This window comes from Pectobacterium sp. F1-1 (genome assembly GCF_025643735.1).
GTDB lineage: Bacteria > Pseudomonadota > Gammaproteobacteria > Enterobacterales > Enterobacteriaceae > Pectobacterium > Pectobacterium colocasium.
Genome location: NZ_CP104733.1, coordinates 4,552,580 through 4,564,768, shown reverse-complemented (window position 1 = coordinate 4,564,768; position 12,189 = coordinate 4,552,580). Strand labels below are relative to the sequence as shown.

Sequence of the window (12,189 nt, the reverse complement as noted above, 5' to 3'; positions counted from 1 at the left end):
ACCGCTTATGAATCCTTATTTGATTAAACGGTACGGTTCAGCCAGGCCATGTATTCCGCCACGCCCTCGGCGACGGTTTTGAACGGCTTGTCATAACCTGCGGCACGCAAGTTGGTGAGGTCAGCCTGAGTGTAAGCCTGATAGCGGCCTTTCAGCTTCTCGGGGAACTCGATGTATTCCACGCTGCCTTTCTTGTGGAAAGCAAGCGTCGCGTCGGCAACTGCCTGGAAGGATTCGGCGCGGCCGGTACCGCAGTTGAAGATGCCGGAAACACCGTTTTGCCAGAACCACAGGTTAACTGCGGCGACATCGCCGACGTAGACGAAGTCACGTTTGAAGTTTTCGCTACCGGAGAACAGCTTCGGATTTTCACCCTGATTAATCTGGTTGTTCAGATGAAACGCGACGCTTGCCATGCTGCCTTTGTGGCCTTCACGCGGTCCGTAGACGTTGAAATAACGGAAGCCGCAGATCTGCGATTCCGCTTCTGGAAGAATTTCACGCACATACTGATCGAACAGGAATTTGGAGTAGCCATAGACGTTCAGCGGCTGCTCGTACTGACGTTCTTCGATGAAGTTATCGTTGCGACCGCCGTAGGTGGCGGCAGAAGAGGCATACAGGAACGGAATGTTGCGATCGAGGCAGTAGTGCAACACGTCTTTGGAGTATTGATAGTTGTTATCCATCATGTACTTGCCATCCCACTCGGTGGTGGAAGAGCAGGCACCTTCATGGAATATGGCATCAATATCGCCCAGATCGTCACCTGCAACGATGCTGGCGATGAAGTCTTCCTTATCCATGTAATCGGCGATGTCCAGATCGACCAGATTGACGAATTTGGTGCCGTCTTTCAGGTTATCGACCACCAGAATGTCCCGATAGCCGATGTCATTCAGAGATTTTACGATATTGCTGCCGATAAAACCGGCACCGCCAGTAACGATAATCATGGGCGCGACCTTTGTTAATCTTGCTGGTGGGGCACCGCGCCCCACGCTATTTATGACCGCTATAATAGCATTTCATTTTACCGCAAGCAGCCAGAGCTTAATTTATCCCATGTTGCCCTCACGTTTTTAAGATGATTCAGGCCGTGACGAAGCCAGCATTTTCAGACTGTTTACCCCGCATTTCTGCCCACATCCGCTAGCTTAAAAACCATAAAGCGATCTTTTTATGGGAGAGTCACGCTATGCCTGCCGCGTTTTATCAACAACTTACTACACAAATTATGGCAGCACGCACCGAAGGGGTGTTCAAAGAGGAGCGCATTATTACCTCTGCGCAGCAGGCTGAAATTGAGGTGATGGACAGCAACCGCCTGCTCAACTTCTGCGCCAATAATTATCTTGGTCTGGCGGACAGCCCTGAACTGATTGCCGCCGCCAAAGCCGGATTGGACAGCCACGGTTTCGGTATGGCCTCGGTGCGCTTCATCTGTGGCACGCAGGATATCCACAAGCAGCTGGAACGTAAGCTCGCGGATTTTCTGGGAATGGATGACGCGATTCTCTATTCCTCCTGCTTCGATGCCAACGGCGGGCTGTTTGAAACGCTGATGGAAGCGGAAGATGCGATTATTTCCGATGCGCTCAATCATGCCTCAATCATCGACGGTATTCGGCTATCGAAGGCGCGACGCTACCGCTATGCCAATAACGATATGAATCAGTTGGAAGCGCAGTTGCAGCTGGCGAGAGCGGAAGGGGCAAGGCACATCATGATCGCCACTGACGGCGTGTTTTCGATGGATGGCGTGATTGCCGATTTGCAGGGGATTTGCGATCTGGCGGATCGTTATGACGCGCTCGTGATGGTGGATGATTCCCATGCGGTGGGGTTTGTGGGCGAACAAGGGCGCGGAACGCCTGAACACTGCGGGGTGATGGAGCGTGTCGACATCATTACCGGGACGCTAGGCAAGGCGCTGGGGGGCGCATCGGGGGGATATACGGCGGGCAAACGTGAGGTGATCGACTGGCTGCGCCAGCGCTCTCGACCCTATCTGTTTTCCAACTCGCTTGCGCCTGCGATTGTCACTGCATCGCTCAGCGTTCTCGATCTGCTGGAACAGAGTGGCGAACGGCGTGAGCGTCTCTGGGCAAATGCCCGTCTGTTCCGTGAAAAGATGACGGCCGCAGGGTTCACGCTAGCGGGAGCCGATCACGCCATTATTCCCGTCATGTTGGGTGAGGCGCAGCTGGCGCAGGATTTTGCGCGGGCGCTACAGCGGGAAGGCGTGTACGTCGCCGGCTTTTTCTATCCCGTTGTTCCCCTCGGTCAGTCGCGTATTCGTACCCAAATGTCGGCCGTCCATACGCCGCAGCAAATCCAATTTGCCGTCGAGGCTTTTACCCGCGTGGGTAAACGTCTGGGTGTGATCAACTGAGGAAACCGTCATGAAAGCATTGGCAAAACTGCGACCAGAAGAAGGCATCTGGATGGTGGATTCCCCCATGCCGGAGCTCGGGCATAACGACATTATGATTAAAATCCGCAAAAGCGCGATCTGCGGAACGGATGTACATATCTATAACTGGGACGAATGGTCGCAGAAGACGATTCCCGTTCCGATGGTCGTCGGGCATGAATACGTTGGTGAAATTGTCGCTATCGGTCAGGAAGTTAACGGTTTTCATATTGGCGACAGGGTCTCCGGCGAAGGCCATATTACCTGCGGCTACTGCCGCAACTGTCGAGCTGGGCGACGTCATTTATGCCGCAATGCCATCGGCGTCGGGGTCAATCGTCCCGGTTCGTTCGCAGAATATCTGGTGATTCCTGCCTACAACGCGTTTCGCATTCCCGACAATATTTCTGATGAGCTGGCCGCCATTTTCGATCCCTTCGGCAACGCGGTGCATACCGCGCTTTCCTTTGATTTAGTGGGGGAAGATGTCTTGATTGCTGGCGCAGGGCCGATAGGCATGATGGCGGCAGCGGTGTGCCGTCACGTCGGCGCAAGGAATGTCGTCATTACCGATGTTAATGCGTACCGGCTGGAGCTGGCCAGTAAAATGGGGGCGACGCGTGCCGTCAATGTGGCGCAGGAAAATCTGGCAGATGTGATGATCGAATTAGGTATGACTGAGGGGTTTGATATCGGACTGGAGATGTCGGGCGCACCGTCAGCCTTTCGTGCCATGTTGAAAGCGATGAATCACGGTGGCCGCATCGCCATGCTGGGTATTCCGCACGAACCGATGTCGATTGACTGGGGAGAGGTGATTTTTAAGGGGCTGTTTATCAAAGGGATCTATGGACGGGAAATGTTCGAAACCTGGTACAAAATGTCGGCGCTGATTCAATCGGGGCTGGATTTGTCACCGATTATCACTCACCGCTTTCACATTGATGAGTTTCAGCAAGGCTTTGACGCCATGCGCTCGGGTCAGTCGGGCAAGGTTATTCTCAATTGGGGGACAGAATAACCCTGCCGTAACGAATTTGTGCGATGGCAAAAGGGAAACGTACGCCCGGTGTTACGGCTGAGCGTGCGTTTCGGTGTCGGCTGGAGCCACCCAGGTCTGCCAGCGGTGCTTGATAAACATCACCGGGGCGCTTTCCCGAATGCTGTTGCTCACCAGTTTAAAGAACACATCGTTCTTCACCGGTTCCGGCGGCTGTTTGACCCGACACTGCGGTATGCCGCGGAACGGATTACGCGGTTTGACTGGCTGCTGCGGCTGAGGCTCGTACTGCCGCGTCGGTTCATTCAGCAACTGGCTGGGGCGGACTAAGACAATATCGGCATCCAGCGTGGGCAGCATCTGCTGTAAGACGCGGATAGTGGAAGGATGCGGATGCCCGATAGCGATGGCGGAACCGCTGCGGCGGGCAATTTGCACAGCGCGGGTAAACTGCTTACGAATCTCGGCTTCGTTTTGCGAATCATCCAGAAATACTTTGCGTTTGATGACTTTGACGCCCGTTCCCGCCGCAGCCTGACTGGATTGGCTGCTGCCGATGGTCATGCTATCGAGGAAATAGAGCTGGTAAGCGCTTAGCGCCTGCATGACTTTTTGCATGCCGGGCAGGCTGGCGGTCATCGCGCTGCCCATATGGTTGTTCAACCCCACGGCGTAAGGCACGTTATTGACCGACTGGCGAATAATGCGCTGGATTTCATCACTGCTCATGTCCGGGCGTAACGTGTCACGCTCCAGCGGCTGTTTGCTCATCGGGGCCATTGGCAGATGAATCAAGACTTCTCGCCCTTGCTGGTGGGCTTTGGTCGCCATTTCGCGGGCGTACGGCGCATTGGGCAATACCGCGACGGAAATCGCTGTTGGCATTGCCAGAATCTGGTTCTCATTATGTGGACGATAGCCGAAATCATCGATGACGATGGAAAGTTTTCCGGCCAGTGCCAAAGGAGACAGCGCGAGCAGACCCAGTGCCAATAACGGCGTTTTGGTGAAATATGACAAGACTATCTTCCTAGCCAAGGTTGTGGATTGACCGCCTGACCCTGACGACGGATTTCAAAATACAGTCCGGGCTGACTCTGCCCGCCGCTGGTGCCAACCAGCGCAATAGGCTGACCGGCTTTAACCTGAGCGCCAACGGAGACCAACGCGCTCTGGTTATAGCCGTACAGGCTCATATCGCCTTTACCATGCTGAACGACAACGACCAACCCATAGCCCTGTAGCCAGTCAGCCATCAGTACAGTACCGTCGGCGATGGCTTTCACTTCCGTTCCTTCCGGCGCGGCAATCACCAGGCCTTTCCAGCGTAGTTCACCCTGTAGCGGTTCGCCGAAACGGTGTTCGATGCGGCCATTAACTGGCCAGATAGCCTGACCTGAAGGTCGCCCTAAACCGCCAGTTCGTGCCATGAGTGAGCGTTCACCTTCCGTAGGTTTGTAGCTGCTGCCACTGCGTTTGGCCTGCTCTTCCTTCGCGCGAACTTTGGCGGCTTCACGCGCTTCCCGTTCGGCACGGGCTTTCGCTTCTCGCTCGGCGCGAGCGATCTGGTCGCGCAGCCGGGTTTCATTCTGACGCAGCTCCGTCAACTGCTGCCGATCTTTTTCCAGCGAACTTTCCAGCGTCGACAACGTTTTTTTCCGGTCGGACTGCGCCAGCTCCAGCGTTTGCTGTTGCTGCTGTTGGTCACTCAGTAGCGTTTTTTGCTGCGTCTGCTTTTGTTCCAACTGACGTTTTTGGTCAGCCAGTTCCACGCGGGTTTGCTGTAACTCGTGGATGGATTTCTGGCGAGCTTCATTCAGGTAGCCGAAGTAGGCGAGGATGCGTTCGTTGCGCTGGCTTTCCTCTCCGCTCAGCATTAATTGCAGCGCGCTGTGCTGGCCTTGCCGGAAGGCGGCGTCAAGCTGACGGGAGAGCAGCGTTTGTTGCTTATCCTGCTGAGATTGCAGCTTGGCGATAGAAGTGCTGAGGCTGGTTAATTCTTTATTTAGCGTGGACAGCGTATTGCGCGTTTCATGCAGTTGACGACTGGCTTCAGAGATAGACTGCTCCTGCTTTTTCAACTGCTGGACTAACGCACTGCGCTGCTTTTGTTGCTCTTGAACGCTTTTTTCTTTCGCGGCGATATCGTGTTGCAGGGTCTTGAGCTGCGTCTGATTATCTTCCGCCTGGCCGAGCGCGGGCAACAGCAAAACGCCAACGCAGAGTGCGCTTACGCAGCGGGTGAGCAGCCTTTGTAATGCGGATAAATGGCGATCGGCGCTACATGCCACTCGACTCTGTACAAATAACGCGTTTTTACTCATAGCGGTGAATTATTCCACGATGAACAGCGGCTTACCAGTTGTCTCTTGTCTGATTTCTATTTCCAGACGTGACAAGCATGGCACAAAGACGGGCATCTATGCGTATCAATAATGGATAAATGGAAAGCTCTGCGCATAAAATGAAGGAATGGCATTATTGGGTATGCCAGTTTCTGTGGCCTGCTCTCTCTGGCTGGCGTCGGTGTTGGGATGGCGTTAAATCGCTATCCTGGAAATTTTTGGGTATCGCGCCGCAGATTCGATACGCTATGTTGGCTTACTGGCTGTAATTGCCATATTGCGCAGGTATACTCAGGAACCTTATATTTTTGTTGATTAACTGATCCGGGAGTCGTTACACCCCATGCAAGAGATTATGCCATTCATTAGCAAGAACCCTATTTTGAGCATTTCCTGGGTTGCACTGTTGGTTGCGGTTATCGTGCTTACTGTGAAGAGTAAACTGTCGAACGTAAAAGAAGTGGTTCGCGGTGAAGCGATCCGCCTGATTAATAAAGAAGATGCTGTCGTCGTCGATATCCGTAATCGTGACGACTATCGCCGTGGCCATATTGCCAGCGCATTTAACCTGTTGCCGAACGACATTAAGAACGGCAGTGTAGGTGAACTTGAAAAACATAAGTCGCAGCCGATTATCGTGGTTTGCGCCAATGGCCTTTCTTCACGAGAAGCGGCCGAGAATTTGTTCAAAGCGGGCTTTGAGCGTGTGCAGATACTGAAAGACGGCCTGGCTGGCTGGAGTGGTGAGAATCTGCCTTTAGTCCGCGGCAAATAAAACGGTTTGTGGTAAAACTATCCTCGTCGTGCCGTGTGTGATAAGTCATAGTGTGATGAGTCATACGCAGCGAAAATGGCAACGATTTGGCAGGATAATCGACAGGCTGATTGCAGTACGACAATGACTGAACTGTGCTGACGTCCGCCTATTTATGACGACGGAAGACGTCAAGAAAATCTAACAAAAGGGTATTACTTAACATGTCCGAACAAAACAACACAGAAATGGCTTTCCAGATCCAGCGTATTTACACCAAAGATATCTCTTTTGAAGCGCCAAATGCGCCTCAGGTGTTCCAGCAGGAATGGCAACCGGAAGTAAAACTGGATCTGGATACCGCTTCCAGCCAACTGGCTGATGACATCTATGAAGTTGTCTTGCGTGTGACCGTAACGGCTTCTCTGGGTGAAGAAACAGCGTTTCTGTGTGAAGTTCAGCAAGGTGGTATCTTTACCGTTGGCGGTATTGAAGGAACCCAACTGGCGCACTGCCTGGGCGCGTACTGCCCGAACATTCTGTTCCCTTACGCGCGTGAGTGCATCACCAGCCTGGTTTCTCGCGGTACCTTCCCGCAACTGAACCTGGCTCCAGTTAACTTTGATGCGCTGTTCATGAACTACCTGCAACAGCAGGCCGAAGGTGAAGGCGCTGCGCAGCATCAGGATGCCTGATGAACGCGTCTGACGCTTCCATGACCGTCATCGGTGCCGGTTCGTACGGCACCGCACTGGCCATTACGCTGGCGCGTAATGGCCATCGAGTTGCGCTGTGGGGTCATAACCCTGCACACATTCAGGCGTTAGAGGCTGCCCGTTGTAATCAGGCCTTCCTGCCAGATGTCCCTTTCCCCGATTCGCTACAGTTGGAAACCAATCTGGCGCAGGCGCTTGCCGCCAGTAGAAACGTGCTGGTTGTGGTGCCGAGCCATGTGTTTGGTGATGTTCTGCGTCAGTTGAAACCGTATTTACGGGCCGATGCACGTATCGTGTGGGCGACAAAAGGGCTGGAAGCCGAAACGGGACGTTTATTGCAGGATGTTGCCCGCGAAGCGTTGGGCGAAACTATTCCGCTTGCGGTGGTCTCCGGTCCGACATTTGCCAAAGAATTAGCGGCCGGTATGCCAACGGCGATTGCTCTGGCATCGACGGACAGTGAATTTGCTGACGACCTACAGCGACTGCTGCACTGTGGGAAAAGTTTCCGCGTGTACAGTAATCCTGATTTTATCGGCGTGCAACTGGGTGGGGCGGTGAAAAATGTCATCGCTATCGGTGCCGGGATGTCTGACGGCATTGGGTTTGGCGCGAATGCACGAACCGCGTTGATCACCCGCGGGCTGGCAGAAATGACTCGGCTTGGCACGGCGCTGGGTGCCGATCCCACCACCTTCATGGGGATGGCGGGGCTGGGCGATCTGGTTCTGACCTGTACTGATAATCAGTCCCGTAACCGACGCTTCGGGATGATGCTGGGGCAGGGAATGGATGTTCAGAGCGCGCAGGATAGCATTGGTCAGGTTGTTGAAGGATATCGCAATACGAAAGAGGTGTTGGCGCTAGCACAGCGCTACGGCGTTGAAATGCCGATTACCGAACAACTCTGGCAGGTGCTGTATTGCGGAAAAGACGCCCGAGAGGCGGCGCTGAGCCTGTTGGGGCGCACGCGTAAAGATGAAACCGCCAGGTTATAAAACACGTTGTTCTATGCTGCGCTGGGCTTCCTAATCTGGGAGGCTCATAGTATCTTCATTTTCTTGTATGCAAGCGGTGGTGCAAATAAGCCTGCCGTTTGAGAACAGATATACGTTGTAGTGTGTGGTCTCTCGGAGAGTAAGGCAATGTCGACAGAAGAACTGGAACTGGTCTGGACCAATATCAAGGCAGAAGCGCGCAGTCTCGCAGACTGTGAACCGATGCTGGCCAGCTTTTTTCATGCCACGTTGCTGAAGCACGAGAATTTGGGTAGCGCATTGAGCTATATGCTGGCAAACAAGCTGGCAAATGCGATCATGCCTGCGATCGCCATTCGTGAAGTGGTTGAAGAAGCCTACGACGCCGATCCACAGATGATCATTTCTGCCGCGCGCGATATTCAGGCCGTCTGCCTGCGCGATCCGGCGGTGGATAAATACTCGACGCCGTTGCTCTATCTGAAAGGGTTTCATGCACTACAGGCTTACCGTATTGGCCACTGGCTGTGGTCGCAGGATCGTAAAGCGCTGGCGGTCTATTTCCAGAACCAGATCTCGGTTTCTTTCGGTGTCGATATCCACCCAGCGGCGAGAATCGGCTGCGGGATCATGCTCGATCATGCAACAGGTATTGTGATCGGCGAAACCGCGGTGGTTGAAAATGATGTCTCTATTTTGCAATCCGTGACGCTGGGCGGTACGGGTAAAACGAGCGGCGATCGTCACCCTAAAATTCGTGAAGGCGTGATGATTGGTGCTGGTGCTAAAATTCTGGGGAACATTGAAGTTGGCTGTGGCGCGAAAATTGGCGCCGGTTCTGTCGTGCTGCAATCCGTTCCTCCACACACGACGGCGGCAGGTGTCCCGGCTCGTATTGTTGGTCGACCGGAAAGCGATAAACCTGCTATGGATATGGATCAGTATTTCAACGGCATCAATCGTGGCTTTGAATACGGTGATGGTATCTAGCCCCGCAGCAGCATAGGCGATTTAACGTTTTTGCTATCCATCTGAAACGGTTCCTCATCAGAGTATAAACCACCGGTAAACAAGGTGGTTTTTTGTTATTTCTGCTAAGAAACGTCTGAAATCGGTACTGAATTCACTATCTATTTAAGCAAAGTTGCTACTTATCCCTTCATAATAGGTTGCTTTAGTTTACCGTTTATATAGGCAGATGGCGTAAGTTGAACTATATATTTTGGTAACGACCAAGGATAGCTTTATCTGGATTACCTTTGTTTGAATGGAATCGTGACGCTGTTACAGAGAAAATTATATGTATTTGAAGCGAACTTTAATCACGCTGAGTTTGAGTACACTACCCGTTGTCCCTTTTTTGAGCTACGCAGCAGAAAGCATAAATAATACGGATAGCATGGCTAACCGTACCCTTACAGCGGTTGATTCCAATGATTTGGCATCGGATAAGCAGAGTGAAAGCTGGTGGCAAAGAAGTAAAAATAACCTGTCTACGACCTGGAATTCGCCGCAAAGCCACGATATTTATATCCCGGCGATTACCTGGCATAACCGCTGGACGTACGATAAAGAAAAGACTGATCGATATAATGAAAGGCCGTGGGGCGCGGGCTACGGCCTTTCCCGTTTGGATAAGGATGGGGACTGGCACGGGCTTTATATTATGGCATTTAAAGATTCCTATAATAAATGGGAGCCTATCGGTGGCTATGGTTATGAAAAGCGCTGGCGGCCAACCAGCGATCAGGATTTCCAATTGGGGCTGGGTTTTACGGCCGGCGTAACGATGCGTGATAACTGGAACTATATTCCGATTCCTGTATTGCTGCCTCTGGCATCAATAAGTTATAACAAACTCTCTTTCCAGGCGACTTACATCCCCGGTACATATAATAACGGTAATGTTTTCTTTGCCTGGCTCAGATGGCAGATTTAATTTTTAGGTTATCGGGCCTCTTTTATTTCATAAAGAGAGGCTCTAATTATTTGATAACGCGTTGTGTGGATAGAAATATACATCGATGATGTCAATGTTACCTGGATGAAGGTTATTTAATGTCATCTCTTTCATTGTGGAATTTACGCTTACTGTTTGTTCGTTATTCACCCTGATGTAAACCACATTGACTGAAATTCATTCAGTCATCTCCGTTACAATGGCGAGACTTTTTCCTAAGCGGATGTTGTTGTGCCATTACTTACTATTACCACTATCTTGTGGGCATTTTCATTCAGCCTGATTGGCGCATATCTGGCGGGTCAGGTTGATAGCTGGTTTTCTGCGATGTTCCGCCTGACAGCGGCGGCGGTGGTGTTTTTGCCGTTTTTACGCTTTCGAGGCTATGCGCCACGCGTCATTTTCTTGTATCTGTTAGTGGGTGCTTGCCAACTCGGTATCATGTACCTGTTCGTTTTCCAGGCTTACTTGTACCTGACCGTACCTGAGTTTTTACTCTTTACGGTGATGACGCCGCTGTACGTTACGCTGATTTATGATTTGCTTGCTCGGCAGCGTCTGCGCTGGGGCTATGTCATGAGTGCTCTGCTGGCGGTATTCGGCGCAGCCGTGATCCACTATCACGGTGTAAGTGAGCATTTTTGGTGGGGATTCCTGCTGGTGCAGGCGGCTAACGTGTGTTTTGCCGCAGGTCAGGTTGGCTACAAGCGCCTGATGGAGCTCCATCCGGTGCCGCAACACTGTGCATTTTCCTGGTTTTACCTGGGGGCGGCGATCGTGACGATAACCGCGTGGCTGCTCTTCGGCAATCTGGACAAATTACCCACCACAACCTTGCAGTGGGGCGTACTGCTCTGGTTGGGGATTGGTGCTTCTGGCCTGGGTTATTTTATGTGGAACTACGGCGCAACCCAGGTGGATGCCGGAACGCTCAGCATAATGAATAACTTCCATGTGCCGGCTGGGCTCTTGGTTAACTTCGCTATCTGGCATAAAACGCCAGACTGGCTGAGCTTTATCGTGGGGACGATAATTATCACGTCCTCGCTGTGGGTACACCAGCGTTGGGTCGTGAAGCGTCCTTTACAAACGGTAAGTGCTCACAAGCGTGCTGACGCGCCGAACGAATAAACGCATCAATCACCGGTTGGCGCTGCTCTCCGTCACGGACGGCGGCGTACAACCGGCTCCAAAGCCCGTCACCCAGCGATTTGGTGACAATCAGCCCCTGACGCTCGAAACTTTCCACTACCCAGTGCGGTAGCGCGGCAATTCCCATGCGGGCGGCGACCATCTGAATCAACAGCAGCGTATTGTCCACGCTTTTCAGCGTAGGGCTGACGCCGGCCGGCTGTAAAAAGTGACGCCAAACATCCAGCCGTTGCCGCTGTACCGGATAGATCATCAGGGTCTCGGCGGTGAAATCCTCCGGTTCGATTTTCTCTTTTCCTGCCAGCGGATGATCGGGTGCCAGCACTAACCTGACTTCAAAATCAAACAGAGGCGAATAGTGCAGGCCACTGCGCGGCATGATGTCGGAGGTCATCACCAGATCCAACTCGCCTTGCTGGAGTGCTGGCTGAGGGTCGAATGTCACGCCTGATTTAAAATCCATCACCACCTGCGGCCAGTGCAGATGGAACTCATCTAGCGCCGGCGTCAGCCACTGAATACAGCTATGGCACTCAATGGCCAGACGGAGCGTGGTTTGGTGCGGCGCATGACAATCCTGCAACGCCTGCTGGATTTGCGGTAACACCTGCTCTGCCAACTGCAACAGAATTTCTCCCTGAGGCGTAAAGCGCAGCGGCTGGCTTTTACGCACGAATAGCCTGAACCCAAGGCGCTGTTCCAGATCGCTGAACTGGTGGGATAACGCCGATTGAGTTTGATGAAGTGCAGCGGCAGCGGCGGCTAACGATCCGGTATTACGCAGTGCTTGCAGCGTTCGCAGGTGTTTAAATTCGATCATGAGAGTCCTTCACAGTGACAGTGAATAAATTGCGCTTGTAGTTACTACA

Annotated in this window: 12 protein-coding genes; 8 read left to right on the top strand and 4 right to left on the bottom strand. The window is 52.6% G+C overall.

The genetic code is table 11. The annotated features are described in order from the left end of the window. Positions 1 to 23: 23 nt before the first annotated feature. Positions 24 to 956 carry an ADP-glyceromanno-heptose 6-epimerase gene (gene rfaD / locus NAL19_RS20490; protein WP_180740767.1) on the bottom strand — a complete coding sequence of 311 codons (933 nt, stop codon included), beginning with the start codon at positions 954 to 956 and terminating at the stop codon, positions 24 to 26. A gap of 242 nt (positions 957 to 1,198) precedes the next feature. Here rfaD and NAL19_RS20485 point away from each other — a divergent pair, with 242 nt between their 5' ends. Together NAL19_RS20485 and tdh are read left to right on the top strand one after the other, a co-directional pair. Beyond that, positions 1,199 to 2,395 carry a glycine C-acetyltransferase gene (locus NAL19_RS20485; RefSeq protein ID WP_180740768.1) on the top strand — a complete coding sequence of 399 codons (1,197 nt, stop codon included), beginning with the start codon at positions 1,199 to 1,201 and terminating at the stop codon, positions 2,393 to 2,395. Between the two features lie 10 nt (positions 2,396 to 2,405). After that, entirely contained in the window at positions 2,406 to 3,437 is a 1,032-nt protein-coding gene (gene tdh, locus NAL19_RS20480) for an L-threonine 3-dehydrogenase (RefSeq protein ID WP_225086191.1), read from the top strand. A gap of 51 nt (positions 3,438 to 3,488) precedes the next feature. Here the strand turns inward: tdh and NAL19_RS20475 are convergent, their stop codons facing one another. After that, on the bottom strand, positions 3,489 to 4,436 hold the full coding sequence (locus NAL19_RS20475) for a divergent polysaccharide deacetylase family protein (RefSeq protein ID WP_263058297.1): 948 nt from the start codon (positions 4,434 to 4,436) through the stop codon (positions 3,489 to 3,491). 2 nt (positions 4,437 to 4,438) lie between these two features. Then, the gene (gene envC / locus NAL19_RS20470) at positions 4,439 to 5,740 is read right to left on the bottom strand and encodes a murein hydrolase activator EnvC (RefSeq protein WP_263058296.1); all 1,302 of its coding nucleotides are present in this window, start codon (positions 5,738 to 5,740) and stop codon (positions 4,439 to 4,441) included. 364 nt (positions 5,741 to 6,104) lie between these two features. Here envC and NAL19_RS20465 point away from each other — a divergent pair, with 364 nt between their 5' ends. From NAL19_RS20465 to NAL19_RS20440, 6 genes are all read left to right on the top strand, one after another. Further along, complete coding sequence (locus tag NAL19_RS20465; RefSeq protein WP_180740772.1) at positions 6,105 to 6,536, top strand: rhodanese-like domain-containing protein; 432 nt, start codon at positions 6,105 to 6,107, stop codon at positions 6,534 to 6,536. Between the two features lie 203 nt (positions 6,537 to 6,739). Next, positions 6,740 to 7,210 carry a protein-export chaperone SecB gene (gene secB / locus NAL19_RS20460; protein ID WP_263058295.1) on the top strand — a complete coding sequence of 157 codons (471 nt, stop codon included), beginning with the start codon at positions 6,740 to 6,742 and terminating at the stop codon, positions 7,208 to 7,210. Further along, complete coding sequence (gene gpsA, locus NAL19_RS20455; RefSeq protein ID WP_263058294.1) at positions 7,210 to 8,229, top strand: NAD(P)H-dependent glycerol-3-phosphate dehydrogenase; 1,020 nt, start codon at positions 7,210 to 7,212, stop codon at positions 8,227 to 8,229. Before secB ends, gpsA begins: the two co-directional genes overlap by 1 nt. 147 nt (positions 8,230 to 8,376) lie before the next feature. Further along, a complete protein-coding gene (cysE, locus tag NAL19_RS20450; RefSeq protein WP_225086187.1) occupies positions 8,377 to 9,198 on the top strand; it encodes a serine O-acetyltransferase in 822 nt (273 codons plus the stop codon). A 310-nt stretch (positions 9,199 to 9,508) separates the two neighbouring features. Next, positions 9,509 to 10,147, top strand: a complete 639-nt coding sequence (gene pagP / locus NAL19_RS20445) for a lipid IV(A) palmitoyltransferase PagP (RefSeq protein ID WP_225086186.1) — start codon at positions 9,509 to 9,511, stop codon at positions 10,145 to 10,147. Between the two features lie 252 nt (positions 10,148 to 10,399). Further along, complete coding sequence (locus NAL19_RS20440) at positions 10,400 to 11,299, top strand: carboxylate/amino acid/amine transporter (RefSeq protein ID WP_180740776.1); 900 nt, start codon at positions 10,400 to 10,402, stop codon at positions 11,297 to 11,299. Here NAL19_RS20440 and metR read toward each other — a convergent pair. Beyond that, the gene (gene metR / locus NAL19_RS20435; RefSeq protein ID WP_263058293.1) at positions 11,205 to 12,140 is read right to left on the bottom strand and encodes an HTH-type transcriptional regulator MetR; all 936 of its coding nucleotides are present in this window, start codon (positions 12,138 to 12,140) and stop codon (positions 11,205 to 11,207) included. The genes NAL19_RS20440 and metR overlap by 95 nt on opposite strands. Positions 12,141 to 12,189 lie beyond the last annotated feature (49 nt).

Coding starts and splice junctions, on each gene's coding strand:
- secB (WP_263058295.1), top strand. CDS start 6,740: ATGTCCGAACAAAACAACACAGAAATGGCTTTCCAGATCCAGCGTATT.
- NAL19_RS20485 (WP_180740768.1), top strand. CDS start 1,199: ATGCCTGCCGCGTTTTATCAACAACTTACTACACAAATTATGGCAGCA.
- gpsA (WP_263058294.1), top strand. CDS start 7,210: ATGAACGCGTCTGACGCTTCCATGACCGTCATCGGTGCCGGTTCGTAC.
- rfaD (WP_180740767.1), bottom strand. CDS start 956: ATGATTATCGTTACTGGCGGTGCCGGTTTTATCGGCAGCAATATCGTA.
- envC (WP_263058296.1), bottom strand. CDS start 5,740: ATGAGTAAAAACGCGTTATTTGTACAGAGTCGAGTGGCATGTAGCGCC.
- metR (WP_263058293.1), bottom strand. CDS start 12,140: ATGATCGAATTTAAACACCTGCGAACGCTGCAAGCACTGCGTAATACC.
- tdh (WP_225086191.1), top strand. CDS start 2,406: ATGAAAGCATTGGCAAAACTGCGACCAGAAGAAGGCATCTGGATGGTG.
- cysE (WP_225086187.1), top strand. CDS start 8,377: ATGTCGACAGAAGAACTGGAACTGGTCTGGACCAATATCAAGGCAGAA.
- NAL19_RS20465 (WP_180740772.1), top strand. CDS start 6,105: ATGCAAGAGATTATGCCATTCATTAGCAAGAACCCTATTTTGAGCATT.
- pagP (WP_225086186.1), top strand. CDS start 9,509: ATGTATTTGAAGCGAACTTTAATCACGCTGAGTTTGAGTACACTACCC.